Origin of the sequence: Halorussus rarus, from assembly GCF_003369835.1 — an archaeon.
In the GTDB taxonomy this organism is placed as follows: domain Archaea; phylum Halobacteriota; class Halobacteria; order Halobacteriales; family Haladaptataceae; genus Halorussus; species Halorussus rarus.
Genome location: NZ_QPMJ01000002.1, coordinates 1,089,581 through 1,115,533 on the forward strand (window position 1 = coordinate 1,089,581; position 25,953 = coordinate 1,115,533).

Here is a 25,953-nt window from a genome sequence, read left to right on the forward strand (position 1 = left end):
GGTTGTCTTTTAGCTTATCATGGAGTTCAATTTCGGTATCTTCGTAGCGAGCCTTCTCAATTAGCAGGTTTAGTTCTTCTAAAGGAAATTCACCTGTGGAAGAGTCATCACTATCCGTCTCATTGGCAGAGAATTAATATTTAATACAGTGGAATCTAGAATTTGGTATTCTAATAAGCTCGGGGGAACAATTATATACCAGAACCATCAATTCTGCTCCAACGATGGCAGCCCAAAATGTCCTAGTGACGGGTCCGTTCGGCGAGGCTGGAGAATCAATTTTCAACTATTTAGCTGATGAGGTAGCGTACAACTTCACCTACCTCGACCGGAACGACCACCCGGAATACGAAACGCACGTCGCAGACATTACAGACTATGAAGCAATCCGGCCTGCCTTCGACGGCCAAGATGCTGTAATCCACCTAGCTGCGCAATCAGATGCCGGCGCGGACTTTGAGGACGTCATCGATCCCAATATCTTCGGGACGTATAATGTTCTCAAGGCGATGAAGGACGCCAACGTCCCGAAGCTAATATTCGCGTCATCCCAGCGCGTGATGGGGATGTACGAGGACGACCATGCGCCTGAACTATACGAGGAGGACTATCCGAGCGAGTATGACCACTTCCGGCTAACCCACGAGTCGCTGCCGAAGCCCGATGGCTACTACGGTGCCACGAAGATGTTTGGTGAGCATATCTGCCGAATTCATGCGCGCCGTGACGCAGACCCACAACAAGTCTACGCCCTCCGTATTTCGAGTGTCCGGACTGCTGAGTACGATCACCCATACGGCGATGCGGAACGTGGCGTCAACCGTGGCGAAGAATTTCGCGTTGACGACGACGAGGTCTGGGATCAATCGCAGAAGGGTTCTTGGGAGCGCGGCAGCGAGGAGTACGAGGGGATGGTGAAGCGACTCAAAGCGACGTGGACCTCCCAGCGCGACTTCGCGCATCTGTTAGAATGTTGCTTGGAGGACGAGGACGTTACCTATGACACCTTCTACGCCGTCAGCGACAACGACGCACGTTGGTTCGACACCGAGCACGCGAAGGCTGTCCTCGGATACGACCCACAAGACAATGGCGCAGACTGGGACAGTCCGCCCGAGTAAACGCGAGAGATGTGAAAGTGGAGTCGGCGACAAACGGACGACTGCAAATCCGAATTGGTAACGTTCGAGACCGAGCGAAATGGTCCTATTTGTACTTTTGTACCTTCAGCTCTATGATATTTTGTTTATTTAGCAGCGCTGGAGCAAGTTCTTCCTCGATATGGTTGTCCGTAAATCGGCTTTGGGGGCCGCTGATGCTGATTGCGCCGAGCATTCCGTCTGGCTCAGAGGTTATGGCCGTCCCGATGGCACAGACACCGGGGAAATGTTCGCCACGGTTAATGGAATAGCCGCGCTCGCGAATCGTCTCTAACTCCTCATAGAGAACATCTTCGTCAGTAATCGTATCATCGGTTAGCGCCGGCATCCCCTGCTTGTCGAGTAACTCTGCAACGCGTTCATTCGACAGCGTCGCAAGCATCGCCTTCCCGGTCGCTGTGAGGTGGAGATAAAAATGGTCCCCGAGAGACGCGTCATCGTCGATAGACCCGGGACTTTCAGACTTGTACAGTTGCACCGCATACCCACGCTCCATCACTGTGACGTTGGTGTGCTCGCCTGTGTCTTCCTGTAGTTCGTCAAGCTCAGGTTTCGCAGCCCGGTACAACGCCATCGAGTCACGGCGTTGCCCACCCGTTCGCAGGAACTCGAAGCTGCAACGGTACTCACCCTCTTCTTTGACCACGTACCCTGATTCGACAAGCGTCTTGAGGTGGATGTGGGTCGTACTCACTGCTAGCCCGAGGTCCTCAGCCGTCTCTGAGAGCGTCACGCCGTTCTTCCCTTCCAGATATTCAACGATATCGAACGATCTCTCGACGCTCTTTAGCCCGCGTGCGCCCGATTCGTCCGAATTCTCCATACGAACTCCTCCTTCTACATCCTCTTAAGCCCTCCGAGGTGTTTCAATAGTATTGAATTAGACTAACCGGTGAATCTCTCCGTACTATCTCGCTACGTCCAACTCGAATTCCCCGCCGAGTTCGAGAGTGTTTGATACCTACCCTACTAGACCGACGTCCCTCCTATTGGATTGAATCCTCAGGTCCAACGACCTCCAGATTTTCGTACAGTTGGTCGTAGCCATTAATCTCGAAGAGGTACGCGCCCTCCTCCACTTCCTTGCGGGTAGTACTCTCGGCATCCAGTTTTTCGCGGGCAAGTTCCAGCACCTTCTCAGCACCGTCACCGGGGATGACCGCCAGGCCGTCGTCGTCGCCAACAACAATGTCGCCAGGGTCGACGCTTACACCGCCACATGAGATTGTGACGTTGATCGATCCCGGATCCTGCTTAAGCGGTCCTTGAGGGTTCACACCACGGCCGTAAACGGGGAATCCCATTTCTGTAATTTCTCGGCTATCGCGGTAAGCCCCGTCAATCACAAGCCCCGCGAGTCCGTTCGCGGCGCAAGAACGGCACATTAGTTCCCCAATATGTCCGGTGTCGGTGTAGCCGTCGCAGTCGATGACCAGGACGTCACCTGGCTCGGCCATCATGATAGCCTTGTGGATAATCAGGTTATCGCCGGGCGCAGCCTTGACTGTGATCGCCGTACCTGCCATCTCGATCTCGTCATAAGCGGGCCTGATTCCAGCGTCCATCGTCAGGCCGACGTTGCCGGTAACGTCCGAGACGATTGTGCTCGGAATCTCTTCGAATGCCTCAACGATCTCCGGATCCGGTCGCTGCACATCGTTCTTGACAGTGTGCATACTCCCGGCGACGGTGACCGCATTCTTCAACCTGTCGGTGACGGATGATATGGCGCTGGCGCTCGCCCTCGACCGAGACGGAGAACCGGCTCTAAAAGCGTTGTTCGACACCGCGCACACAAGGTGACGACCACCTAGTCCGGCCTATTGCCAAGGGATGTATTTGCTCGTAGCGAATGACCTGCCTCTACAACCTGCGTCCGAGTAGCTCACCGTGACACCGCACACCGGCACCACGGGAGAACCGAAGTCTGAGGGAAGTTCGCTTGGAAGTAGAGAACGATGTCAGGCGAATCATTGGCATCCCAGTACTTCACTCGGTACTGAGCGACGCGGTTCTCTAGTCAGAAGCGAGCAGGCTACGGAGCCAGTGATCACCGCCTGTTCGTGGCCACTCACAGGATGAGTGGGTAGAGGCCGTTGACGGTCCGTCTGTTCAGTTAACAAGACTTTCGTCGCAACTTTGGAGTGCCGTAAATATGTACGACGCCAGAGGCGCTTTTCGGACATCGTCAGTGGCCGGATATTATTCTGAGAAACTGCTCACTATACTTTAGTTACATGTTTTACTATGGATGATACGAGTCCCTTCTTCACTGTCTTCGTTAAGATCTCCGACCACGGTCGCCGCACAGCGCGAACAGTTAGTTCGTTGTAGTCACCTCGCCGGTTCCGGACGAATTCTAATGCCAAATTGTCTCCGACCTCTAAACAGGATACATGAATACAGAAAATATATTGTATCGACTATTTAACTGCCGTTCGAGAGACGTAGAGTAGCTAAGATGTAGTTACTCATGAAATATTGCACAATCCTTATTAGCCATTAGGTAATTTCGTTTGGGTATGGCTCGCAAGCCAAAGCCAACGTCACGGCGGAGTGTGTTAAAAAGCGGCGGGGTTGCCCTTGTCGGTACGATGGGACTCGCCGGGTGTGCCGGTAGCAACAACCAAGACAACGATAGTACCACGACACAGAACACCACGACCCAGACCACTACGTCTGGAGGAGGCGGTGGCGGCGGTGGCGAAGAAATGGAGATCACGTTCGCGTTTACCCAACCACCCGAGAACATCTCGGTCCAAGCGGCCCAGGAGCACTTCACAAGTGTAATCGAAGAACAGACCAATGGCCGCATCTCCTTCAACATAGAGGCCGCCACCCTAGGTGGTACTGAAGACAACCTTTCCGCCCTTGAAGCGGGGACGGTTGATATTCTTCATGAGAGTCCGACGGCGCTCTCACAGCGGTTCGCCTCCGAATACTCATTCGCAGGCGACCCGTTCGTCATCGAGGATATGGAACACTATCGGGCGGTCACCGAGGAGTTCCTGAAGCCCGAGGACGGACTAAACGGAGTCCTCCTCGAGAACGGAATCAGACTCGGTGACGCCTTCTACGTCGGCAACCGATGCTTTACGAGCAACTCCGCTGTCACGAGTCCCGAGGACGTGCAGGGCCTCAAGCTGCGTCTTCCGCAGTACGAGACGTGGACGACGGTCTGGGATGAAATCGGTGCCAACGTCACCCCAGTCGCTTACGACGAGCTGTACTCGGCACTACAGACGGGCGTTGTCGATGCCTCCGAGGGTCCGATTTCGCAGTTCCTGGCTGTCAGTCTCTACGAGGTCCAGTCGCACTTCAGCGTCACGAACCACCTGTTGGACACGAAGCACTTCCTCTACAATGAGGAGTTCTTCCAGGGCCTGAGCGACGCGGACCGGGAGCTCATCACGTCGACCGCTGCCGACGCGGTTGATAAGATGACGAACGACATCAAATCGCGAGAGGAAGAACTGTACAACCAAGCAGAGGAGCAGGGAACCACGGTTGTTCCGGCGGAAGAGGTCAACCGCGACGCATTCGTTGAGGCCGCAATGCCTGCGCTGGAGCAGTTGTCTCAGAACACGTGGGCGGTCAACATCAGCGAGATACAGGATCTCGCCAGTTCCACGACCCAGAGTACCACGACGACGTAGTTGGTCGACCCGCTCAACCGAACAATTTTAATCGTCCCACTCAGTCGAACAATTCTGCCCGTAGCGAGACGACCGGACAACTTGCATTCAGAAGTACCGACTGTGCGACGCTCCCGAAGAGGAGCTTTCCAGTCTGACTCCGCCGCTGTGGACTGACAACGATGTATCGCGCGTCCTGCTCGTCCGCATACGCGACGATTTCTGCTGCCGGATCGCCGATGCGGCCAACCGCTTCTGCCTTGGCGGTTGTCGAGTGCGACTCCAGTAATTCGGAGGCTATTTTCGCCGCCTGGCCCCGAAGTTCGTCAACGGAGACAGCATCGTCTCCGCCGCTGTCGTCCTCAGCCTGAATGGCCTCCGACCGCTTCATCACGTGGAGGACATGGACAGTATCGTCGAACTTCTTGGCAAGGGTGTCCGCCTCGCTGATGACGCCTCGCGCTTGATCCGAACGGTCGACCGCTGCAACGATAACCATACTTCAATATATTTCCTCGTCTGTATTATAACTTAGCCGGGTTCGTCCACGGCATTAGCCAGTTCCGTTTCTATTGCGCCTTCCAATCTGAAGGCAGGTTATACGTATTCCGTCAAAAACGATTGAGTCGGCCGGACTAACCCCAAAGAAAATTTTTTCTGCACCCTGGTCGATTTCTCAACATGGTACAATCTGCACTGGAGGTTATCGTATCCTCCATCCTTCCAATACTCCTGATTTTGGGGGCAGGATTCCTATTGAACAAGTTCCAAGACATCGACCCCGGTCCCCTTAACACGCTATCGCTCTACGTATTGACACCAGCCCTAGCTGTTCATAGTATCGCACTCACAGAACTCAGTGCGGACGCTCTCCTCAAGGTATCCGTTGGTGTGTGTGTATTTTTAGCTGCTCTCGTCGCGGTGAGTTGGATGTATGCGAAACTCACCGCCAAGGATGGGCCGGTGTTGAGTACATTCCTCTTGGTCACCGTCTTCGGCAACACGGGCGCACTCGGCATTCCACTTGCTGACTTCGCCTACGGTGACATCGGACGCCAGACGGCGGTCCTGTTCGCGGCCGTCCACGGTACAATTGTGTTCACATTAGGATTATTCATCGCCCTCTCGTCAGGAGATCAGTCCGAATACGCTAATCTCAAGCGAGTTTTCCGATACCCGCTCGTCTATGCTGTTGCGCTCGCCGTGCTCATCCGTGCTGTTGGTATCGTCCCCGACCCCGAGTCGGCAGTAATGGAGACGCTGGGACTCGTCGGCGAAGCGTCGATTCCAGTGATGCTCATAATCCTCGGGATTCAGCTCTCAGAGACGCAATACGGCGGCGCGCTGTCCATGACAGTCACGCCAACGGCGTTCCGGTTCCTCGTTTCGCCACTCGTTGGGTTTGTTGTCACGATGGCACTGGGGTTCCAGAATAACGCGGTTGCGCAGGTATTCGTACTCCTCACTTGGATGCCGGTCGCGGTAGCTCCGGTAATCTTTGTCGTTGAGTTCGCAAGTGACCGGACTGTCGGAGGAGTGACTCTCCCGGAGTTCATCTCCGCAAATGTGTTTGTTACGACGCTGGCGTCGGTTCCGGTCCTTACGGTGGTAGTTACACTGCTGAAGTCGGGGGTTCTCATTTGAATTGAAAATACTCATTGAAAGATGGAAACGGAGTTTATCGAAAGAAAACCCAATCGAAATAAATCAATTCTATCCAAGAAAGAAGATAGCCGGAAAAAGAGCGGTTTCTAGATCAAGCCAAATGCCCTGGGGAGTGCCAGCGCCAACTCTGGCATCGTAATAATCGCAAGCAGCACTAGCGCGAGCGGGAGATAATACGGTATCATTGACCGCATGACCTGATCAAGCGATTCGTTAGTCACTCGCTCAAGCACGAACAGAATCAGCCCGAACGGCGGCGTGATCAGACCGTACATTAGCGTCACGACCATCACAATCCCGAAGTGGATCGGATCAATACCTAATTCAGGATACAGCGGAACCAGCATTGGGACCATAATCAGAAGCACCGCCATCCCCTCCATAAACGTCCCAAGCATCAGTAGCACGGCAGCCAGCGCTAGCATCGTGATTACGGGTCCTGCGCCGAGACCAGTAATGATATCGCCGATGAAATCGGGAATCCCAGCGAGTGTTAGCCAGTAAGCGTACAGGTTCGCAAAGCCGAAGATGACCACGATGCTGGCGGTATCTTCGAACGTCTTCTTGCTCACCTCATAGAGATCGTTCAGAGTAATGGACCGGTAGTAGACGAATCCGACGAAGATCGAATACAGTACTGCCACGAGCGCCGCTTCCGTGGCGGTGAACACACCGGCGAGAATCCCGCCAATGATGATTACCGGAGCGATTAGACCTGGGATGGCCTTTACAAACGATTCCAGCAGCTGCCGGAGGTCGTACGATCCCTCGTTCGGCCAGTCTTCCTTTCGTGCCAAGTAGTAGGCCGTGACCGCCATTGCGAGGGCCATGAGCAGCCCTGGGACGACGCCAGCAATGAACAACGTCCCGATGGATTCCTCGGCTAACACGGCATACACGACGATTGGAATGCTTGGCGGGATAATCGGGCCGATAATCGCAGAGGCACCAGTGATTCCAACAGCCGATTCTCCGTCGTATCCATTCGACGTCATTGCCTCGTATTCAACGCTACCGATACCTGCAGCGTCGGCGACGGCAGAACCGCTCATTCCGGAGAATATCAGGCTTACGACGACATTCACGAGGGCGAGTCCCCCTCGAATCGGGCCGACCAGTTCGGTAGCGAAATTGAACATATCGTCGGTGATCCCGGTGATATTCATGATTCGCCCCGCCATGAGGAAAAACGGCACTGCTAGCAGCACCCAGGAGGTCATCCCCGCCCAGAAGCGCTGGGTGATTACGATGAAGTTTAATTCTGGTCCAATAGGAAGCACCATAATGGTCAGAACAGTCAGTGCAAGCGAGTAGGCAGCCGGTACGCCGATCGCGTACAGGAGTATCAGCAATCCAATGAACGCGGCAAGGAGTATCTCAGACATCAAGCCCCTCCAAACATCTCACTAATCCGCCGCTTCGTATCGCTGAGGACCATCACAAAGAGCAGACCGGAGGCTACACCGAAGAGAAGATACCCCCAACCGACCTTGAACCAGTCAATCATCGCCAGACTAGTGTCCCCTGCGGTCCCGTATGCGACGTACGCCGACCAAACCAGTACAACTGCCAGGATGCCCATTAGCGCATTTCTAACGAGTAGCAGCTGATCGGTGCGCGAGGTCACTCTCTCGAGAACGGGCAGGAAGGAGATGTCTGCGTTGTTCTTAAACAGGTACGGAATCGCGATAATTGACATCATCGCAAGAATGGTTCTAGCTACTTCATAGGTCCAATAGAGCGCGATTGGGAATTCTACGTACCGACTCATCACCTGGACGGTACCTACAACCAACATAATGTTCAACATAATCACACCGATTGCCACGGTGATTCTGTCGAACCAATCCGATTCCATACTGGTGCATTTCCAGCAAGAATCATAAAAGCTTTGCATAGTATAATGGCCTTGTTGCTCGGTATACGCCCTAAAATGCTGTAATCCCGGAAACTGACTGATTCTCCATGTTCGGGTCACCCTTTTTACCAAGTATGTAGAATAGAGCGTCATGGATTCTAACCAGTATCCGCGAAGTCTCGCTCATGTCGGCCTAACAGTTCCTGACATTGAGGATGCAATACGATGGTACACTGAGGTCCTCGGTTGGAGGCGACTCAAAGGCCCCTGGACGTCGAAGCACTTGCCGACAGAATCGCTCAGTCTGGAGGTGATCACTATGCAGTGGTGTGGCGACTCTACGGGGACTCCGAAAAATACCTGCTCACTTATTGTAAGGACCCATTCGGTAACATGATCGAAATATACTCCCACAGCCACCAACAGATGCACGCTTCGGGGTGTGGGTTAGAGGACGACGACTAATCCGCTCTGCGCCTCGAAAGATAAAAATACGAGAACCCCTACCTTTTCGTATGCGCGGGCTAGCTAAGACTCGTTCCGAGTCCGGAAGTATGGAAATTATCGACATAGAGCGACCAAAACCAGCGGCAGACGAGGTACTGATCGAGGTAGATTACGCCGGACTCTGCGGAAGCGACGCCGGAATCTACGAATTCAAATCGGCATTCGAGCGGATGAATCCGCCTACAATCATCGGACACGAATATACCGGGCGAGTCGTTAAAATCGGCACCGACGTTGCTCGCTTTACTCCGGGTGACCGCGTTGTCGAGCGGCCAATCCGGGGCTGCGGGGAGTGCTATCAGTGTCAGATCGGAATGGAGAACATCTGCGATAACATCGAGCTCACCGGCATCGATCGTGACGGCGCCTACGCAGGCTACATCGTCGCACCCGAGGCGTCCCTCCAGTCGGTTCCCGACGGTCTCGACTCGCGGCACGCCGCGCTGGCGGAACCGACCGCGGTCTGTACCCGTGCAGTCATCGAGAACTCCCGCGTCGGCGCAGGCGATCACGTCCTCGTTGCTGGTCCTGGTCCAATCGGCCTTCTTACCGCGCAGGTCGCACGTGCCCAGGGCGCAGAAGTCACTGTCGCCGGCGTCGGTCCAGATACGAGCTATCGGCTGCCCCTTGCAGAGAAGTTGGGTTTTCGGACGATCAATATCGAAAAGACCGACCTCGAGGTGTACCGCGAGGAGTTTACCAACGGCGTCGGCTACGACGTCGTCTTCGATACGACTGGGCACCCCTCGGGGCTCCCGATGGCAGTTGAAGAGGTCCGGAAAGGCGGACAGATCGTCCTAATTGGACAAGCAGGAGACACGACGCTCCCTTCGACGCCATTTGTCCGCGCAGAGATCGACCTCCAATGCTCCTACAGTGCCCTGTTCCAGGATTTCGACCGCGCATTTAGGCTGATGGCCTCTGGCGACATCGACCACGAAACGTTCCTTGACGATCGATTCAGTCTCCTTGACGCCGAGGAAGCATTCGAGGCGTTTCTTTCCGGCGAAACCTGCAAGCCCGTTTTCGACGTGTCCGTCCTTCGATAGCCTCCGATTCGCTAATCGATTGAACTCGCAGCGTAACGCAACCCTAGCCTTCGTCCGCCCAGCAACTGGTAGCGGGAAATATAAGTTGAGGGGGACAAATGCAGTAACAAGTGTTTCTTCCCTCAATTTGCCGCACTATTCGGCAAGTCTTGGCTCGTCAGCAGAGATTACAGAGAACTTGATCAATTATTCCGCGGATCCCAATCGTTCCACTCACGCTCGACGAGGAAGTCGTCAAGTTTCGCCTTTGGGTCCTCGAATACGTGTGACCCGTGGAAGACAAGTAGGGTATCGAAGTCATACTCCAGCAGGTTGTAGAGGTTGAGTTCAGCGTCTTCATGACTCTGGTTGAACAGTGCCGGGGGCGGAAGTAGATAACCTGGTGGCAGACCGGCACGGTCAGAACCATCTAGTACGTCACCGGAGATAAGGATTCCCCGGTTCTCAAGAAGAAGAGCTGACGTTGCCTCCGTGTGTCCTGGGACCTGAATTACCCTGATGTTCCCGTCGAGCAGGTCGCCATCCTCGTAAGCGACGTCGGGTTCGATGTCAATCCCTTCTTCTTCGAGGTGAGTATAAAGCTTCGTTTCGTCTGCTGGCATCACAAGCTCGGGGGAGAATGCCTCCACTACGTGGGATAGCCCTCCGTGGTGTCCATGATCACCGTGGGTGAGGATTACGCGATCTACGTTTCCGTACTCCGATCGAAGAGTCTCAACCAACTCTGGACCGTTCTCGTCGAACGCAGTGTCGATGAGGGTAATTTGCCCGCTCTCGGGCATGTCCTCCAGTACGAACACACGCACATGCTCAAATTGAATCTGGTCGATTCCTTCGACCACATTTTCGGCGCCCATACACACCTTTTGGAGATTATCCTAATTAAGACTAGCGATGAGGTGAGCAGGCAGATAGGTAACTCGAGTAATACAGGATATTTCACCGGGTTATCAATACTGCAAAGTACCAAGATTGGGCCTCCATTGGGGGAATTCTAATTCTGAGTTATAGGTGAATAAATGGAAGGCGGTTCACTCGCACCGGCCACGGCACTCTTTCAATAATATTGCAATCCAAGGTGTGCGGTTTTCTTCGTCTTGATTCCTTTATAAACTGACTCTTTCTATTAAGAGATTCGCGCCACTCACAGCATGAATTTCTCACTTGATGCCATACGTCATTCTCAATCATTATCAACCAAGCTCGTCAGTCACTATTTCCTCCCCTCCGAGGTAAGAGAGATCACCAAATCTCTTCCAATATAATTGAATCCACTATGCTTCCCCACCACCGACCAAAATCTGAATAACAAGACTAATGTTGTTATTCAGGGCCCCGAATCCCAATTGGATTTCAAAATTATCGAAACTATACCTTGCACATGATGAGCGTCGTTGTTTCCGCAATTAGTGCAGGGAACTGTAGAGCAAATTAACGAGCGCTGGTAATAATCTGTTAAGGTATCGTCCCAGCAATTGGTCAGATTCACCTACTCAGGGTCTTCAAGCAGTTGTAGATCAGCGACGACGTTCAGGAACCAGTTCATGCTGTCTTTTTCCTTTAGACGATTCGAGAAGTCGGAAGTACGAGGTTCTCTGCGCACTCTACAGGGATTTCCGATGTAAATCGTGAACTTTATACCCATCGTTCCCGTTGTGAGCATACAGATTCATCTTTGCGCTCTATTTTCAAAGAAAAACACTACTTGATTTTAATATAATCAAGTTAAAATATTTAGGCCCCATCCAGATATAGAACTCGTTTACGCAGGATTTCTTAGTCAGTCTGACTAAACTGTGGAATAGCAGAATTCCCTTCTAATTCAGTTATTGCATTAACATCTTTTCCACCTTCTTCTACCTTTTCGATTAGAGATTTGAGCTCATGGAGAGATATCTGGCCCGGTGCGTACTCACTTGTGTCTGATTTCAATGGCGCGTATCCAAGTTTGGAGCCGTAAAGTGGACCGATCACTCGAGTGTGACTTCCGATTTCTCCCATTGAAATACCTGCGACGTTGATTCCTTTTCTTGTCGCTTGGTTAATTGCTCCTAACATTTGAAGAGTATCAGTCTGATTCTCAGCAAATGCGGCAACTTTAGCTATATCACCGTATTTCGCGCAATCCTCAATAATAGCATTAAGAACCGTTTGTTTAGGAGTCTCTTCAAATTCGTGAAACGATATTATCAATTCCACATTATTTTCTCGAAATTCATTGATGATCCACTTTTTTCCTCGCGCTGTTTCTAGCTCGATATCCACCATCTCAACTGCCTCAAACCGTGTTGCATCGAATAAGTGATCAAGTCGCCCAGAATCGTCTGCTTTACCACCGAACCACTTACCTCGGTTAGTAGCAATAATCGGAAGCTCACCATCGTATGCAGAAAGTTGCGATAGCGGATTTTCTGCGCAATCCATCCGGAATTCAAGAATGTCCGCTACCCCCCGTGCTTTTGGCTCTCGTGTAAGATCGTTCGTTGTTGCTGCAAGGGAGAACTCGTTAACATCCATGTGAAGCCTTAACAACCCGCTGCATAAAAAAGTTCCAGTTCGAATCTTTAATCGCCCCAGCAAGATATAATCACCTTATATCTTTTACCCTAGTTGTTGACGGGCGTGCCGGTCAGAGATTCACTGACACATGCAAAAACACGCGGCAAGAGAGCTGAATACGCCAACCAAATCCCCATTTAGAGGGTGACACCACCAAAATAAACGAATACGTCAAGGTACTTACCTCTGTGTTGGACGTGAAGATGGCGCAGAACGCCTTAGCTGGGGTCTCACAAGGACAGGGAGACGTTGAGAATCTAATAGTCCTCAATTTGCTTTTTAAGCTCGGGGACCCGGAGCTCGGCAAAGCGGTGCACCGGATGGACAGCAATCTTTCGACAGTTCCGGCTAGCCTGACAGACGTAGAAAGGCCTTGGAGGAGACATCACGAGTGAAACCCCAGCTCATGGCATCGACCACCAGAATGTAGGCGACTTCGTGCTGGTCGCTAAACGGCACTTTGAGTCTAGTACTGATAGTGGATACCGACTAAGCGGCCCTTTCGGACGGCACTGATATGGACAGCTACGGCAAGCCTAGTTTCGACCTATCTGATCTCTTCGTCAGTGATACCTAATTGACATCGCTCGACCTGACCCAGATCGGGGCCTTCCACGGGCGGGTGGACGAGGAGAACGCTGGGTGTCTATGAGATCCTCGGACCCATCACTCCGAACCGGCTGGCACTTAACAGGCCGGTTGACGCGAGGGCTGTAGAGTTGACGATAGTCGAGTTCACCGGAGAGAGGAGCGACTCGATATGGATCTCGAGGTGGCCTTGCTCCTGTCGGGGTCGCAGCCGGCTTTCGACTGACGATTGCCCATCCCCCAACGGCCGGTCAGAGAAACCGCTCGGGGGCCCGGCCGAACTCTTCCTTGTGCTCGTCAGAACAGAAGCGGTACGTATTGTTGTGGTGGACAGTCCGTATTTCCTCGTACTCGTGAACCCGTCCCCCGCAGACCGGACACTTAGTTGTTCGAGAGCTCATGTGTTTTAAGCAGTGCTGTGAGAAGGATAAGATTTATGCTAGCGAACAGAACGCTGGGAAGGCCCCGTACCCGTCCCTGAGCTACGCCGTCGTGGGCCGCTTCAAGTTCGCGGATGATGTATACGGGGCTACAGCCCTGGATTACTTATCGCCGTCGAAGAGGTTCTTTGCCCGTCGATAGATTGGTGCTCCAAGCCAGTCCCGCGTTTCAGCTATCGAATCCAGTCGGGTTTCTGCTTCACGATGGGTGAGGACGTCGCGTTTCACGAGCGCCTTCGAGACAATCGGTGATATCGCTACGCGGGCATCGGTCAAGGCCTGAATTTCGGGAAGTGCACGGAGGTCATCCGTAATGAGGAACTCAGCCTCCAACTCCTGCACTAAAACGGTACAGGTGGCTTCGCCATCGTCGATCCGTGACGATTCGATTTCGGGATCTTCGGTCGAGTGAACAGTCAGCTGTTCTCGTTGGTCGAGCACATTCTCTGCCGCGTTTCCATGGCTATCGTCGTACTCTGCGGTGTTCTCCAGCTCTTCAAGAACGGTTTCAGTAGTGTGGACGTCGAACTCTTCGAGAACGAGTTGAAGTGTGTCGGCTGTAGCAAGCGAGATGAGCGCGCTGGTATCGGCGACAATCATTCAAATAGGGGCCTATAGTTCGGCGAGTTCGTCGGCAAGTTCGTCACCTTGATCGAGCAGGGTTTTAGATGCCCGGACGGACTCGGCATCTTGCCGTCCGATGAACTCTTTTAGTACGTCGAAGCCGATCTGGTCGTCAAGATAGAGCTCTATAACCGCTTCTTTGAATTTCTCGTCGTCTTCGACCTCTTCCAGGTAGTCTTGGAGCGCCTCGACGATGATGTCGGTCCGGTTTTTGTGCGTGACTTCTGCGGCGACGTCTGCTTTCTCCACGAGTTCGTCGGGCAGTCGGAAGTTGACTCTGGTTGTTCCCATATACAAAACCCTCTTTGTACACACATTGTACTTACAGAGTTATAAGCGTTAGCCCGAGCCGTCAACTCTAGATCCTCTGATGAAGTCATCGAGTTCCTTCGCAAGTAGTTCCCAGTCGTCATGCTCGTCAAGCCCGTCAATTAACTCCTCAGCTTGAGTCTGGTACGTAAGAGCATGTTCACCATCACCGTAGGCATCCGCAACAAGCGAAACCGCCAACAAGTACGGACCGTGATCCGAGTAACCCCATTCAAAGCTTGCCTGCGGAGCCGAATTACTTAGCTCCCTCCGCGGAAGCAACGGAAACTCCAAGTGAGTACCCGGCTCAGAAACATACACATCCGGAACATACCTTCTACCGATATCTCTCCCGGAATCGTAGCACCCTACAAGCCGTCCCTCCCGTCCACCACGATACGGGGTTTCAGACGGACGTTCCAACTCCGGCAACTCAACATCATTTCCCCACATAATATCACACATATTATCACTGAGTATTCAAATACCAAACTGGGGAAAAGAAGCCATCACTCTACCCCTCTTACATGGCGATTATCGACTCCTGCGAAGATTGCCCCGTGTTCACTCCCGAGGATGACAATTCCGGAGGCGTCCGAAAGCGAGAAAACCCGAGAACAAACGAGTCCGGAAAGACGAGGAGAGAGCACGCCCTTCGATGCGGAGAGGCGTCGACGAGCGATGTCGAGTGGTGCTGTCCGTGAATCGACCACTCGCGAGACGACGGGCTTCTCCTCCCACGCTCGTGCTTCCGTAACAACCCTTTTTGGCGTGCACGCACTCCACTCGCGAATGGACGATGTTTTCGTCGGAAGCCTCATGTCGTCGCCTGTCCACACCGTGGGTACCGACACGTCACTCCAGAACGCCGGGCAGACGATGCTCGACAACGGTATCGGCTCGGTCGTCGTCGTCGACGACACCGAACGGCTCGAAGGAATACTCACTGCGACTGACTTCATCCGACGGGTCGCAGAAGGGAACCCCGACCCGAACGCGACCGTCGACACGTCCATGAGTACGGAGGTCACCACGACCACTGCGGACGAACCTATTCAGCGCGTCGCGGATCTAATGATCGAACACGGCTTCCAACACGTCCCGGTCGTCGACGAGGGAGAGGTCATCGGTGTCGTCACGACGACGGACCTGGCGGCGTATCTCTCGAGCCGGGGGGAGCCGAGTCCGTCGTAGTCGGCCGCGGCCACCGGCAGTCACCAGGGGTGTACTGCCGTCTCTCGGCCGGTTCGAACACGCCGTCACGTTCCTGCTGGGAGACGCGCCCGGTTGAGCGGGCGGTGTAGATACCAGTCCTTTTCCCTCGGTAGCGTCTCGTTTCGATATGTCTTCCTCCGTAGCGTCGCCGGCTTTCCAAGGCCCAGCCTCGGCCTCGGTGACGGGCGATATGCTCGTCGTTTTCGCCCTCATTCTCCTCGCGCTCGTGCTCTTCGCGACCGAGCGGTTCCCGATCGACGTCACCGCCATCCTGATAATGGTGCTGTTGATGGTGCTCGAGCCGTGGACGCAGATCTCCCCCCGAGAGGGCATCTCGGGCTTCGCTAACCCCGCGACCATCACCGTACTGGCCATGCTCATTCTGAGTACCGGAATCAATCGAACCGGCATCGTCCAGTTTCTCGGCCGGAAGATGGCCACGTTCGCCGGGACCGACCGGCGCAAGCAACTCGCCGCGACCATCGGCGTCACCGGCCCGGTCTCGGGGGTCATCAACAACACGCCGGTCGTCGCCATTCTGGTTCCGGTCATCGCCGATCTCGCACACGAGGGCAAGACCTCACCGTCGAAGTTGCTCATGCCGTTATCGTTCGCCTCGATGCTCGGGGGGACGCTGACGCTCATCGGCACCTCGACGAACATCCTCGCGAGCGACATCGCGGCCCAGCTCGGGGCAGAGTCACCCGCCCTCGACTTATCCGCGTTCGGGATGTTCGAGTTCACCAAACTCGGCGTCGTCGTCTTCGCAGTCGGCGCCCTCTATCTCATGACGGTCGGCGTCTGGTTGCTCCCCGAACGCATCCCGGCCGACGAGGACCTCGTCGAAGAGTACGCCCTCCAGGAGTACCTCGCAGACGTCGTCGTTCCTCCGAACTCGTCGTTGATCGGGCAGACTATCGACGAGGCGTTGGGAGACGACGACCTCGACATCGACGTGTTACAACTGCTTCGGGACGGGGACCGCTTCGGCGACCCGCTGGCGCGCAAGGAGGTTCGGGCGAACGACACGCTCCGACTCAGGACGAACCGAGAGACGCTCGAACGCATCATCGACGCGGAAGGACTCGCCCTCTCGGGCGGTCCCCAGACCGAAGACGACCTCCACCCCGACGAGGAGGAGCCCGTCCTCGTCGAGGTCGTCATTCCGTCCGGTTCGTTCCTCGTCGGCGAAACCCTGGCGAGTTCGACCTTCCGACAGCGCTACGACGCGAACGTCCTCGCGTTCCGGACCCGTGGTGACGTCGTCCGCGACCGATTCGAGGACATCCACATCCGCGTCGGCGACACCCTCTTGGTGCAGGCCCCGCCAGATAGTCTCACGCGACTCGTTCAGAACGAGGACTTCATCGTCGCCCACGAGTTCGACGAGGCGACCTATCGGAGCGAGAAGATCCCGTTCGCGGTCGCCATCATCGCCGGCGTCGTCGCGCTGCCGGCGCTGAACATCCTCCCGATCGTCGTCTCGGCGTTGGCAGGCGTGGTGGCGATGATCTTTACCGGCGTCCTCGAGCCGACCGAACTCTACTCCTCCGTCGAGTGGAACGTGATCTTCCTGCTCGCCGGTGTGATTCCGCTCGGCATCGCCCTGCAGCAGACGGGGGCAGCCGCACTTCTCGGGGACGCCGTCGCCTCGACGGCGACGTTCCTGCCGGCTATCGGCGTCCTCTGGGTGTTCTATCTGGCGACCGGCCTGTTGACGAGCGTCATCAGCAACAACGCGAGCGTCGTGTTGATGATCCCGGTGGCTGCCAACGCTGCGCAGGCAATCGGGGCGAACCCGTTTGCGTTCGTGTTGGCCGTGACGTTCGCGGCGTCGACGGCGTTCATGACGCCCGTGGGCTACCAGACGAATCTCTTCGTCTACGGGCCCGGTGGCTACACGTTCTCGGACTTCCTCCGCGTCGGTGCACCGTTGCAGTTCATGCTCTCGATCGTCACCGTCCTCGGAATCGCGTTCTTCTGGGGCGTCCAGGCGTGATTCGCACGGTCTGGCTCGCTATCCCGTGCCGCGGTCACACGTCCACCGTTCGTCGGAGGTGTCCGAACGTTGATTGACCTGGCAGTCGTCCCTCGGAGCATGGTCGAGTTTCCAGACGAACGCCAACTCGTCGTGCGGGCCCGTTCCCAGTTGGACGAGTGGACGAAGAGCGCCCGGAGAGAAGCGTACACCGAACTGTTCGAAGGTGACGATCCGATCCTCTCGCCCGAGGAGGTGCGACTTCTCGATGCACTCGACTCCGAACTGGAGCGACAGGGTGGCGATGGTGTCTGGGGGACGGACCAGTACGGCATCCACACCGCCGGGACCACAGGTGCAGACACGTCACTCGGAGTCGTCTGCGTGTATCACCCACAGATTACCAAGGATTCCGTACTTCGAGGGGTCGACGATCTCGATGACGAGACCGAGGAGCGACTCAATGCGGCACTCTGGCAGTACAGCGAGCGCGTCGCGACACTCGTCGAGGCGAAACTCGACGAGTTCGCCCGCCGGACGCAGGGGTAGCCGCGCAGTCTCGTGGTTCGTCGACCGCGGACTGGACCGGGTAATCGGCGGCGAAGTCGCCGAACCCCGGTCTCGATGTCCGCCCGTCGCATTCGGAACACCTGTCCTCGACCACAGAACTATCCGAATAGAGCACCAATGTTACGAGATGGCAGACAACAAATCGGGGCGAGACGAGCAAGCGGACGACGCCGACAGACGCCAGCGAGAGCGTAGCATCGCCGAGGAACTGGAGCGAGGGGACGAAGCGGAGCCACCGGTCGACGCGGGAGCGCTCGCCGACCTGGGGTCGGACCTCGAATCGCTAGAGTTCCCGGTGACGGGAACCGAGGTCGTCGATGCGGTCGGCGACCGCGAGGTCGAATCGGTCGACGGGACCTACGCCATCGAGGAACTGATTCCGGACACGGACGCAGAGACGTTCGATTCTCCTGCTGCCGTCCGAATGCGGGTCCAGCGGCCGACAGTCGCCGCCGCCATGAAACGGGTCGTGGAAGCCAGTCGGACGCTTCCGAACACCGATTTCCGGGGGTCACAGCGCGAGGCCTACGAGAAGACGTTCCAGGAACTCAAAACGATCGACGCCGATGACGACGACGAAGGGGTGCGGGCTATCAGCGACTGGATCGTCGAGCAGGTCCGTGCCAAAGAGAAGCTTCCGGGGTCCCGGGCGGTCCGCCGGCAAGCAGCGAAGTTCTGCCGGTCGAACGGGTACCAGGTCCGGAACGACGAGTGGCTCGGCATATAGACGAATTATCACCAGCAGGCCGTGAGCGCCGATAGTCAACCGTGCGCAATACGCGCGTTATACCATAGCCCAAGAGGAGTCCAGGAAGACAACCGGTAGGGCACCGACGAAGAGGAGACGAAGACGTCCGAAGCGGATGAGATAGTCCCCGAAGACAGGGACTCCCGCTGCTGCTGTCGAGGTGTTTAACCCACTCTCTGTCCGCAGTACGGCCAGAAGTGGTGGGCAGAGTAGCGATACGCGAAATCCGGCGCGAAAGTCATAGAGGATAGCGTCAGCCGACAGTTCAGTCGGTCGAGACGGTTCGTTCGGCAATCACCAGCGCCTGTAACGCCGACCGGATGTGATAATCTTTCTCCGAGCGTACATCCGCGTCCAGCGCTCCTTCGAGATGACCGCTTGCCAGCTCCCGAACTCGACTGTCGGTCGGTAGTGTGTGGTCCTCCTCGTCGGCCCGCGGTGTGATCTCCACGGATGCCTGCTGTTGCATGCGGTAACATAACGCACGCGAACCCCATTTTTCTATGGCCTGGTGGACGAGGGTATATTTGTGTCCACCGGTCACCGAGCAGCGAGGATGGAACGACCGATTGACACCGATACTCGACTCGCAGATCACATTCGGACAGAAACTACTGATCCTTGGACGATGCCATGAATTGTCCTGCGAAACCAGATTCGCAATCGAGGGACGCCGTCCGTCTTATCCGCCGAGCCACCAGCCGTAGAGTTGTTCCTGCTCGCGAGTGTCCGGCCGTTTCTTCGATTGGCCGTAGGTCTTCCCTTTGAGCAGTTGGCGCTCGACCGTGTTCGCGGCGAGACGGAGCGCGTGGGTGGCGCCGTAGCCCTCACCGTCGGCGGTGAAGTAGCCGCGGTCGGTGACCAGTCGAATTCGCGCCAGTACCAGCGGCACGCCCCGAGATCGCTCCTTGTGTTCTTTCAGTTCGATACTGGCCTTGATGACGTTCATGTCCCCGTACTTCGAGGTCACGCTCTCGATGAGCGCCGAAACGTCGTCGTAGTCCATCTCATCGAGTAGGTCGAGTCCGAACACCTGCACCGCGCGCTGGTCGTCCTGCTCCCAGGTGAGCGCCTCGATGACGTCCGTCTTCGTGATGATGCCGACCGGTTCGTCGCTCCCGTCGGCCGTGACGACGAGCGAGGAGATCTCCCGCTCGAACATCGTTGCGACCACCTCGTCGAGTGGTGCGTTTAGCCGGACCGTCGCGACCGCATCGGACATCAGGTTCCGCACCGGCAGGTCGAGCATCCGGTCGGAGTCGCCCTCGCGCGCGCCGGCGCCGCCGTGGCTCCGACCGCCGCGGCCGCCGGAACTCCCCGACGATCCACCCTGACTCTTCGTCCCGCCCCGCGTCGTGAACTCGACGACGTCGTACAGGCTCAACATCCCCACGAGGTCGCCCTCGTCGACGACCGGCAGGTGTGCGATGTGGGCCTCGCGTAGCGTGTTGAGGGCTTTTCCGATCGTCGTTTCCGGGGTCGCGCTGATCAACTCCTCCGTGTACGCGTCCTCGACGGTCGCGGCATCGAGAAACTCACGGACGGCTTCGAGGACGGCGTCGGCCGTGACGACACCGGCGACCTCGCCGTCGTCGAGCACGGGGAGCGTTTTGGCGTCGCTGCCGATCATGAGGCGCGCGACCTCGCGAACGTCCTCGGTGCGGTCGACGGTCGGAACGTGTTGTACCTGTGAACCGACCTTCGCCGAGGGTTGGTTGGACGAGGAGGCCAGCTGTCGGCGGCTGACGACGCCGCGGTACTCGTCACCGTCCGTCACGACGACCGCATCGAGTTCCTGGTTCTCGAACGCGCCGGCGACCTTCGAGAGCGGTGTCCCGACGTCGAACTCGGTGAACTTCGGCGAAAGGATCTCTGAGATGTTCATGGTCACTCTCTAGTGAGTGGGCTGCTGGACGGTTATGCCTGTCTCCCTTCGGTGAGATGCGAGACGGGGAGTCGAGCATCCCAACTGGCGAGCCGAGCTCAGCGAGGATTGCCGGACGCCGACGCTGAAGTCACGTGCGGCGAGGCACTCGCAAACCGATTTCGACGCATCTACCCCGCCTCGCTCGGGGTGCTCCTCGTCGCGTGGGCCTTCCGATCACCGCATTTACGCCTCGACGGGATTGGCTCGAGGCTGCCGGAATCGCTGCCGTTCCCGGTCTCGTCGTCGGGGACCGTCGCGACGTTCGCCGCGGCGGCGCTCGCAGTCGCGTTCTGGCCCGGGAGCGGCACGCGAAGGAGAGTTTCGTGAAGGTGGACCCAGAAGTGTGGAGGGACTTCGACGGCGAGTAGACCCGTCCAATCGGGGGACGGGGACGAGTACGTTTACTCTGGTTCCTCGTTCTTCTCCACTTCGGTGACGATTACGTCCCAGTCCGGATGTTCGGTACCGTTCCGGCACTCCCAGCCCCCTTCGACGTCGATACCGTTGGCGTACGCCTGCCGGAGAAGTGCTCTCAGTTCCGCGTTCAGCGCGTCAGCAGACGTGAGCGGGGTCTCTTCGGTAGTCATTGGCGAGCTCCATCCTCGTTCGAGGTGTCGGATCGGTCGTGTCGTAGTGGAGCGATCGAGACGGTACCGTAGCTGTGGACGGTGATCGCGTACTCCTCTCTGGCTACCGTGACCGAGATATCTCCGTCCGTCGTGGCCCGAACGCGGACGAGTTCGTCGAGCGCGTCAGCATCGAGGTAATCGTGGAGCGGTTCCAGTTCCATCGGGTCTCGGTCTACCACCTCCGATAGCGCCGCCACGACGGCCATGCTGGGGAGAATCGTCTCCTGGTCGTACTCGAATCGATGCGTCTCCGACGCCTGATCATACGTTTCCGAGTCCAACTCGACACCGATCGGCGTAGCAATCATTACGCGTATCCTAGCGGCCTCGGTCGGGTTATCTTGGCCACTGATTATACAGAGAGTATATAAGTGCGCTACGCTGCGGTCGGACCTACTGCCTGATAAGCGTCGCGGCGATGAGCCGTCGATGTCCGCGTCGCAGTCGGGAGGAAAGCGACTGCTGGGTGATGCCGAGTTCCTCGGCGACGTCTTCGAGCGACGCCTCGCGCGGTGAATCGAAGTACCCGCGTTCGTAGGCCAGCACCAGCGCTTCTCGCTGGGTGTCCGTCAACTCGTATCCCTCGCCCTGTATCGGGAGCAGCGCGTGTACGGCGGTGATGTCGATCGGAATGTCGTTCTCTTGGCAGTAGGATCGAAATTCACTGATATCCTCCTGACTCTCGCCGCGCACCTCGAACTTCCACCCATCGCTCGTCCCGACTCCCGAGAGCGTGACCAGATGCGTTTCGGCAAGGGCGCTCAGGACGCCGACGTACTCCTGGTCCCACTCGGCGCGCATGAGATACTCGTTGTCGACGCTATCGATGAGGTTGATGTTGGTCACGCCAGCGTGGGCTTCGAACGCGGCTTCGATGTCCTCGGCATCCGCGCCGCGAACCCAGAAGTACGGGATGATCAGAGTCTCGTGCGGGATGAGTCGCTCCAGTTCGACTGTCACCGACGGCAGATTCTCGAAGATCGTCCCCAGTGGAAACTCGTCTGCCGGACTCGTGAATTCCATCACGGTCGCCATACCGAACGGTACGACACGAAGGCAGATAACCCGCGCGGGTAATGTTCAAGCCGGATTGCGCTGGCCGCACACGCGACGGGGGACGACGTGGTGAGCGAGACTGGGGGATGGTTCACTACTGGTTTCGAGAGGACTTGGTGTACCATGCCGCCCCGTTTTGTACGGGCATGACCAACCAAGGTACCAAGAGCGAGTAATGAGTGTCATTGTCGAATTTCGGATTCCATCTGCTGATTTCGAACTCGGACGGATTCTCCGCGTCGAAGGCGTCACGTCGATCGAACTCGAAACCCTCGTCCCGATCGGGGAGGCCACCGTTCCACTGTTCTGGATCCACAACTCGACGCGGCAGTCGTTTCTCGAAACCGTCCAACGCCATCCGGCAGTCAACAACGCGACGGAGGTGGACGTGTTCGAGGACCGGACGCTCTTCACGCTCGATTGGGATGCCAACCACGACCACGTCTTCCGAGGAATCAACGAGAGCGACGGACAGCTCTTGAGCGCCATCGGAACTCCCGAAGCGTGGGACTTCGAGCTCCGGTTTCCCGACCACGACGCCCTCAGCGAGTTCACGGCACACTGTGAGGACGCGCAGGTCTCCGTAGAGGCGACTCGGGTGTACAACCCGACGAAACCCGACGCGGGCCCGTGGTACGGCTTGACCGAGCCCCAGCGCGAAGCGATCACGCTCGCCGTGGAGATGGGATACTACGACATCCCGAGGGGGTGTACCACGAAGGAGCTCGCGGACGAACTCGGAATCTCCGATCAGGCCGTGACGGAACGACTCCGTCGCGCTATCGTAGCGCTGGTCACGTACACGCTCGCTCCATCCGAACCGGCGGAGTGAAACGCCGATCTCCCTTGTGCACCATGGCGAAGACCCACGGAGCTTGCAGGTCATTTAATGCGTATGCACCGCCCGCTGAACACAGCGCGCTCCCCGTTCGGAGTAACTAAATGACGAACAGTTCCGCGGAGACGAGAAACACCATCTCCCCCGATGCGGTTCTCTCGGCCGTCGCCAACGACCACCGACGGGCCGTCCTTCAGGCCCTGAACCGCACTGACGGGGACGTAATGGAGGTGAGTACGGTCACAGATCATGTTGCCGAACGCGTGCGAGATGGAGAACCATCGGACGGCGACCAGCGACAACGCGTCCGCGCTGCACTCCATCATACCCACCTCCCAAAACTGGAAGCGTGCGGGATGATCGCCTACGATGCCGAAACCGAGCAGGTCCGAAACGTCGCTGACGAACTGGGCCAGGAACTGCTGGCGCTGATTGCCCCGTACGAAACTCGCCGGTGACTCCGCCCGTCACGTCGACGACCAAGCAGGAACGGTCCGGATTATCGTGAGCGGTTCAGGGCCGACCCGTTCGAGTCCGGGGCGGTTCGCGAGCGGAGCTGGCGACCAATCCGTGATGCAGCACACCGCTTCGGTCGGCGTTTGAGTTGGTCGAAGTCCGCCGTTCAATTCCCGGCCGACGCACTCCAAGCACTTCTATCCTCGACCCCAGACACGTGGAGGGCCAACTCCATCAAATAGCCACGAATCCCAGATACACCTCGCCCGACTCCGAGACGTGGACCGACAGCGCCTCGTCGGGGTTCCGTTCGGCTACCTCCCACCGCCGGGTCTCGGTCTCGCCACCGACCGACACCTCCGTCTCGAATGCGCCCGGATAGGGGAAGACCACGTCGAACGTCACCGACTCGTTCGGTCCGAGCGGAATCGACTCGGCGAACGCCACGGCGGAGTCGTTCGCGGCGACGATGCGGACCGTGACGTTCCGCGGGGTCGAGCCGGCGTTCGACACCCGGACCTCGTAGCCGACGTCCCTGTCGAACGTCGCCCGAGTCGCGGTCTCGGTCCCGTTCGTCCGCCCGGTGGTCGTCAGTTCGGCCGGTTCGGCGGTCGTGGGGCCGGACAGCGCGGCACCAGTGGTACTTCCGGCCGTGTTGCTCGTCGCGCTTCCGGTCGACCCACTCGTCGCGGTTGCCGTCGACCCCGCCGTCGACGTCCCGCCGCCTTCCGTCCCTCCGGTCCCCGTCTCGGCTCCGTCGCTCGCGTTGTCGGCGGAGTCGGGCGGCGCGGCCAGCACGCGCTCGCCGTTCGCGGTCGCGTCGCGGGTCGTCCCGTCGGTCGGTTCCTCGGTTCGCTCCCCGTCGGCGAACAGTCCGCCGCATCCCGCGACGAGCACGCAGACCGCCAGTGCCGCGACCGCCATCCCCCTTGACATCGACGGTCCGTACGGGCAATCCCGGCAAGTGCCTTGTGGAGCGCGACCGGATTATGTCCGGATGTCGCCGACCAGCTCGAGCAGTTCGGCGGTCGCGGACTCGTCGAACCGCATCGGACGGCGCCACCACGGGCCCTTCCCCGAATCGCTGGAGAGGTCGGTCACGACGCGGTTCGCCTCGGACCCCCGCTCGGGCGAACTCAGCGGGACCGCGGTGTCGTAGAGACCCGACTCGGCCGGGTCGCCCGCGAGCAGGACCGCGGCGTCGAACTCCTCGCGCTTGACGTGGGCGTTGTTCCGGAAGCGCTCGCGCTCGTCGGCGGGGAGGTCGGGGTACTCGTCGCCGGCCACGGGGTCGCGCGCGAGCCGGAACTGGCCGACGAGGTAGGCGCCCCACTCGGGCGGAATCCACTCTCGCTCCGGCGTCCCGCGGGTCGTCAGGGTGGCGTAGAACAGGGCGTAGTCGCCCTCCTGCAGGTCGAGCAGCGGTCGGGCCTTCACGCCGTGGGGGTCGCCGTAGGTGTAGCGCTCGCACTCGGGGTACTCGGCGAACTCCGGGTCGAGGTGGACCGGCGCGTCGGCGCGCCCGGCGGGCAGGTCGGTGTCGAGCGGGAGGTCGGCATAGGTCGGCACAGGGTCGCCGGTCGGCGCCTCCTCGGGAATCGGGACGAACTCGAAGCTCCCGTCGGGGAAGACGGGACCGCGAACGCCGGGCGCGTTGGTGTTGGCTCCGACGTTGATGGCGACGGCGCGGGGCATACGCACGACTCGGCGTCCCGGCGGGAAAAGCCCGTCTCTCGGCCGCGGCCGCTCACCGGGCCGACATCGGATTCACGCAGTTTCGGCAGTAGGTGTACCCGGTGTCGTTCTCCGCCCCGCACCGCGGACACACCACCACGGCGGGGTCGTCGCTCCGCGTGCGGTCGTCGAGCTCTCGGATCTCCTCGACGGGCGCCCGCTCCCGGTTCGGCGGCGTCGAGCGGAACAGCGGCGCGTCCTCGTCGCTCCTGAGGTACCGATATATCAGCAACTGGAGCAGGGAGAACAGGAGCACGTAGAGGACGATCCAGCCCCAGACGCCCATATCGTGGTATACGGTGTCATGGTACTTTGCTCTTCTGTCGTCCGGAGGGTACGCGGAAGGGAATCGCGTGCCCGGGACGGTCGACCCGTCAAGTCGGACCGCCAAGGCTTAGCCGACGGAGG

31 protein-coding genes are annotated in these 25,953 nt (G+C 57.6%); 13 read left to right on the top strand and 18 right to left on the bottom strand.

Annotation, left to right across the window (positions count from 1 at the left end):
• Nucleotides 1-224: 224 nt before the first annotated feature.
• Nucleotides 225-1,121 carry an NAD-dependent epimerase/dehydratase family protein gene (locus tag DVR07_RS13705; protein ID WP_115797837.1) on the top strand — a complete coding sequence of 299 codons (897 nt, stop codon included), beginning with the start codon at nucleotides 225-227 and terminating at the stop codon, nucleotides 1,119-1,121.
• A gap of 85 nt (nucleotides 1,122-1,206) precedes the next feature.
• Here the strand turns inward: DVR07_RS13705 and DVR07_RS13710 are convergent, their stop codons facing one another.
• Together DVR07_RS13710 and DVR07_RS13715 are read right to left on the bottom strand one after the other, a co-directional pair.
• Nucleotides 1,207-1,983, bottom strand: a complete 777-nt coding sequence (locus DVR07_RS13710) for an IclR family transcriptional regulator (protein WP_115797838.1) — start codon at nucleotides 1,981-1,983, stop codon at nucleotides 1,207-1,209.
• A gap of 163 nt (nucleotides 1,984-2,146) precedes the next feature.
• Nucleotides 2,147-2,836 carry a 4-carboxy-4-hydroxy-2-oxoadipate aldolase/oxaloacetate decarboxylase gene (locus DVR07_RS13715; protein ID WP_115797839.1) on the bottom strand — a complete coding sequence of 230 codons (690 nt, stop codon included), beginning with the start codon at nucleotides 2,834-2,836 and terminating at the stop codon, nucleotides 2,147-2,149.
• 846 nt (nucleotides 2,837-3,682) lie between these two features.
• Here DVR07_RS13715 and DVR07_RS13720 point away from each other — a divergent pair.
• Entirely contained in the window at nucleotides 3,683-4,816 is a 1,134-nt protein-coding gene (locus DVR07_RS13720; protein ID WP_115797840.1) for a TRAP transporter substrate-binding protein, read from the top strand.
• A 40-nt stretch (nucleotides 4,817-4,856) separates the two neighbouring features.
• Here the strand turns inward: DVR07_RS13720 and DVR07_RS13725 are convergent, their stop codons facing one another.
• Entirely contained in the window at nucleotides 4,857-5,294 is a 438-nt protein-coding gene (locus DVR07_RS13725) for a universal stress protein (protein WP_115797841.1), read from the bottom strand.
• A gap of 182 nt (nucleotides 5,295-5,476) precedes the next feature.
• On the opposite strand from DVR07_RS13725, the gene DVR07_RS13730 reads away from it, so the two are divergent.
• On the top strand, nucleotides 5,477-6,439 hold the full coding sequence (locus DVR07_RS13730; protein ID WP_115797842.1) for an AEC family transporter: 963 nt from the start codon (nucleotides 5,477-5,479) through the stop codon (nucleotides 6,437-6,439).
• Between the two features lie 107 nt (nucleotides 6,440-6,546).
• Here DVR07_RS13730 and DVR07_RS13735 read toward each other — a convergent pair whose 3' ends face one another.
• On the bottom strand, nucleotides 6,547-7,845 hold the full coding sequence (locus tag DVR07_RS13735; protein WP_115797843.1) for a TRAP transporter large permease: 1,299 nt from the start codon (nucleotides 7,843-7,845) through the stop codon (nucleotides 6,547-6,549).
• A complete protein-coding gene (locus DVR07_RS13740; RefSeq protein WP_115797844.1) occupies nucleotides 7,845-8,318 on the bottom strand; it encodes a TRAP transporter small permease in 474 nt (157 codons plus the stop codon). Before DVR07_RS13740 ends, DVR07_RS13735 begins: the two co-directional genes overlap by 1 nt.
• Nucleotides 8,319-8,469: 151 nt before the next feature.
• On the opposite strand from DVR07_RS13740, the gene DVR07_RS22620 reads away from it, so the two are divergent.
• Together DVR07_RS22620 and DVR07_RS13750 are read left to right on the top strand one after the other, a co-directional pair.
• Nucleotides 8,470-8,715, top strand: a complete 246-nt coding sequence (locus DVR07_RS22620) for a VOC family protein (protein ID WP_205254532.1) — start codon at nucleotides 8,470-8,472, stop codon at nucleotides 8,713-8,715.
• Between the two features lie 118 nt (nucleotides 8,716-8,833).
• Nucleotides 8,834-9,874, top strand: coding sequence for a zinc-dependent alcohol dehydrogenase (locus DVR07_RS13750; RefSeq protein WP_115797845.1), 1,041 nt, complete (start codon nucleotides 8,834-8,836; stop codon nucleotides 9,872-9,874).
• A gap of 182 nt (nucleotides 9,875-10,056) precedes the next feature.
• Here DVR07_RS13750 and DVR07_RS13755 read toward each other — a convergent pair whose 3' ends face one another.
• Complete coding sequence (locus DVR07_RS13755; RefSeq protein WP_115797846.1) at nucleotides 10,057-10,731, bottom strand: MBL fold metallo-hydrolase; 675 nt, start codon at nucleotides 10,729-10,731, stop codon at nucleotides 10,057-10,059.
• 919 nt (nucleotides 10,732-11,650) lie between these two features.
• The gene (locus tag DVR07_RS13760; protein WP_394338819.1) at nucleotides 11,651-12,298 is read right to left on the bottom strand and encodes a type I 3-dehydroquinate dehydratase; all 648 of its coding nucleotides are present in this window, start codon (nucleotides 12,296-12,298) and stop codon (nucleotides 11,651-11,653) included.
• Nucleotides 12,299-12,630: 332 nt separating this feature from the next.
• Between DVR07_RS13760 and DVR07_RS21690 the strand changes: the two genes are divergently transcribed.
• Nucleotides 12,631-12,828 carry a hypothetical protein gene (locus DVR07_RS21690; RefSeq protein ID WP_162829568.1) on the top strand — a complete coding sequence of 66 codons (198 nt, stop codon included), beginning with the start codon at nucleotides 12,631-12,633 and terminating at the stop codon, nucleotides 12,826-12,828.
• A gap of 735 nt (nucleotides 12,829-13,563) precedes the next feature.
• Here DVR07_RS21690 and DVR07_RS13770 read toward each other — a convergent pair.
• Genes DVR07_RS13770 through DVR07_RS21695 form a run of 3 tightly spaced genes read right to left on the bottom strand, consistent with a single transcriptional unit; the run spans nucleotide 13,564 to nucleotide 14,847 of the window.
• Entirely contained in the window at nucleotides 13,564-14,061 is a 498-nt protein-coding gene (locus DVR07_RS13770) for a hypothetical protein (protein ID WP_115797849.1), read from the bottom strand.
• 12 nt (nucleotides 14,062-14,073) lie between these two features.
• Complete coding sequence (locus tag DVR07_RS13775; RefSeq protein WP_115797850.1) at nucleotides 14,074-14,376, bottom strand: CopG family ribbon-helix-helix protein; 303 nt, start codon at nucleotides 14,374-14,376, stop codon at nucleotides 14,074-14,076.
• Nucleotides 14,377-14,424: 48 nt separating this feature from the next.
• Nucleotides 14,425-14,847 (bottom strand): DUF6166 domain-containing protein, encoded by a 423-nt coding sequence (locus DVR07_RS21695; protein WP_162829569.1) that lies wholly within the window; start codon nucleotides 14,845-14,847, stop codon nucleotides 14,425-14,427.
• A 339-nt stretch (nucleotides 14,848-15,186) separates the two neighbouring features.
• Between DVR07_RS21695 and DVR07_RS13780 the strand changes: the two genes are divergently transcribed.
• The 4 genes from DVR07_RS13780 (at nucleotide 15,187) to DVR07_RS13795 (ending at nucleotide 18,884) form a co-directional block, all read left to right on the top strand.
• Entirely contained in the window at nucleotides 15,187-15,588 is a 402-nt protein-coding gene (locus DVR07_RS13780) for a CBS domain-containing protein (protein ID WP_115797851.1), read from the top strand.
• Between the two features lie 211 nt (nucleotides 15,589-15,799).
• Nucleotides 15,800-17,608, top strand: a complete 1,809-nt coding sequence (locus DVR07_RS13785) for an SLC13 family permease (protein WP_240147542.1) — start codon at nucleotides 15,800-15,802, stop codon at nucleotides 17,606-17,608.
• A gap of 99 nt (nucleotides 17,609-17,707) precedes the next feature.
• On the top strand, nucleotides 17,708-18,136 hold the full coding sequence (locus DVR07_RS13790; protein WP_115797853.1) for a DUF7539 family protein: 429 nt from the start codon (nucleotides 17,708-17,710) through the stop codon (nucleotides 18,134-18,136).
• Nucleotides 18,137-18,284: 148 nt separating this feature from the next.
• Entirely contained in the window at nucleotides 18,285-18,884 is a 600-nt protein-coding gene (locus DVR07_RS13795) for a DUF5789 family protein (RefSeq protein WP_115797854.1), read from the top strand.
• Nucleotides 18,885-19,170: 286 nt separating this feature from the next.
• Here the strand turns inward: DVR07_RS13795 and DVR07_RS13800 are convergent, their stop codons facing one another.
• Together DVR07_RS13800 and DVR07_RS13805 are read right to left on the bottom strand one after the other, a co-directional pair.
• Nucleotides 19,171-19,374: a hypothetical protein gene (locus tag DVR07_RS13800; protein ID WP_115797855.1), complete on the bottom strand. Its 204-nt coding sequence runs from the start codon at nucleotides 19,372-19,374 to the stop codon at nucleotides 19,171-19,173.
• Nucleotides 19,375-19,587: 213 nt separating this feature from the next.
• Nucleotides 19,588-20,790, bottom strand: coding sequence for a CBS domain-containing protein (locus DVR07_RS13805; RefSeq protein ID WP_115797856.1), 1,203 nt, complete (start codon nucleotides 20,788-20,790; stop codon nucleotides 19,588-19,590).
• A 108-nt stretch (nucleotides 20,791-20,898) separates the two neighbouring features.
• On the opposite strand from DVR07_RS13805, the gene DVR07_RS21700 reads away from it, so the two are divergent.
• Entirely contained in the window at nucleotides 20,899-21,159 is a 261-nt protein-coding gene (locus tag DVR07_RS21700) for a DUF2270 domain-containing protein (RefSeq protein WP_162829570.1), read from the top strand.
• Nucleotides 21,160-21,233: 74 nt separating this feature from the next.
• Here DVR07_RS21700 and DVR07_RS13810 read toward each other — a convergent pair whose 3' ends face one another.
• The 3 genes from DVR07_RS13810 to DVR07_RS13820 form a co-directional block, all read right to left on the bottom strand.
• The gene (locus DVR07_RS13810) at nucleotides 21,234-21,419 is read right to left on the bottom strand and encodes a hypothetical protein (RefSeq protein WP_115797857.1); all 186 of its coding nucleotides are present in this window, start codon (nucleotides 21,417-21,419) and stop codon (nucleotides 21,234-21,236) included.
• Complete coding sequence (locus DVR07_RS13815; RefSeq protein ID WP_205410990.1) at nucleotides 21,416-21,667, bottom strand: HalOD1 output domain-containing protein; 252 nt, start codon at nucleotides 21,665-21,667, stop codon at nucleotides 21,416-21,418. The genes DVR07_RS13810 and DVR07_RS13815 overlap by 4 nt, the downstream gene beginning before the upstream one ends.
• 187 nt (nucleotides 21,668-21,854) lie before the next feature.
• Complete coding sequence (locus DVR07_RS13820) at nucleotides 21,855-22,496, bottom strand: helix-turn-helix domain-containing protein (protein ID WP_115797859.1); 642 nt, start codon at nucleotides 22,494-22,496, stop codon at nucleotides 21,855-21,857.
• 196 nt (nucleotides 22,497-22,692) lie between these two features.
• On the opposite strand from DVR07_RS13820, the gene DVR07_RS13825 reads away from it, so the two are divergent.
• A complete protein-coding gene (locus tag DVR07_RS13825) occupies nucleotides 22,693-23,349 on the top strand; it encodes a helix-turn-helix domain-containing protein (protein ID WP_115797860.1) in 657 nt (218 codons plus the stop codon).
• A gap of 110 nt (nucleotides 23,350-23,459) precedes the next feature.
• Entirely contained in the window at nucleotides 23,460-23,813 is a 354-nt protein-coding gene (locus DVR07_RS13830) for a DUF7344 domain-containing protein (RefSeq protein WP_205254533.1), read from the top strand.
• Nucleotides 23,814-24,045: 232 nt separating this feature from the next.
• On the opposite strand, the gene DVR07_RS13835 is transcribed toward DVR07_RS13830, so the two are convergent.
• The 3 genes from DVR07_RS13835 to DVR07_RS13845 are packed head-to-tail and all read right to left on the bottom strand — an operon-like array spanning nucleotide 24,046 to nucleotide 25,831.
• Nucleotides 24,046-24,747, bottom strand: coding sequence for a hypothetical protein (locus DVR07_RS13835; RefSeq protein WP_162829571.1), 702 nt, complete (start codon nucleotides 24,745-24,747; stop codon nucleotides 24,046-24,048).
• A 51-nt stretch (nucleotides 24,748-24,798) separates the two neighbouring features.
• Nucleotides 24,799-25,506 carry an Nmad3 family putative nucleotide modification protein gene (locus DVR07_RS13840; protein WP_115797862.1) on the bottom strand — a complete coding sequence of 236 codons (708 nt, stop codon included), beginning with the start codon at nucleotides 25,504-25,506 and terminating at the stop codon, nucleotides 24,799-24,801.
• Between the two features lie 52 nt (nucleotides 25,507-25,558).
• Nucleotides 25,559-25,831, bottom strand: coding sequence for a DUF7577 domain-containing protein (locus tag DVR07_RS13845; protein ID WP_115797863.1), 273 nt, complete (start codon nucleotides 25,829-25,831; stop codon nucleotides 25,559-25,561).
• Nucleotides 25,832-25,953 lie beyond the last annotated feature (122 nt).